This window comes from Pseudomonas sp. K5002 (assembly GCF_013386655.1).
Taxonomy (GTDB): domain Bacteria; phylum Pseudomonadota; class Gammaproteobacteria; order Pseudomonadales; family Pseudomonadaceae; genus Aquipseudomonas.
In genome coordinates this window covers 1-499 of the sequence record NZ_JACARK010001542.1, presented here as the reverse complement: position 1 = coordinate 499, position 499 = coordinate 1, and the positions used below count along the sequence as shown (strand labels likewise).

At 66.7% G+C, this 499-nt stretch carries 1 protein-coding gene; it reads right to left on the bottom strand.

What is annotated here, in order from left to right:
- The coding region (locus tag HX846_RS37805) for a GspE/PulE family protein (RefSeq protein WP_178967535.1) at positions 1 to 499 on the bottom strand (499 nt) is incomplete at both ends.

Genomic DNA, 499 nt, shown 5'->3' with positions numbered 1-499 from the left:
CCGATCATGATGATGTCCGGATCCTGGCGCAGGATTGCCCGCAGGGCCAGGGCGAAGGTCATGTCGATCTTGGCGTTGACCTGGATCTGGCTGATGCCCGGCAGGTCGTATTCCACCGGGTCTTCGACGGTCAGGATATTGCTGGTGCTCGCATCCAGCCGGGCCAGGGCGGCGTAGAGGCTGGTGGTCTTGCCGCTGCCGGTGGGGCCGGTGACCAGCACGATGCCGTGGGGTTGGCGGATCAGGGTGTCGAGTTTGGCCAGGACGGCGGGGTCCATGCCGAGGGTTTCCAGCTGCAGGCGGCCGGCTTGTTTGTCCAGCAGGCGCATCACTACGCGCTCGCCATGGCCGGTGGGCACGGTGGAGACGCGGATATCGATGGGGCGACCGGCCACGCGCAGGGCGATGCGGCCGTCCTGGGGCAGGCGTTTTTCGGCGATATCGAGTTGGGCCATGATCTTGATGCGTGAGACCAGGGCGCCGTGCAGGGCCTTGCGCG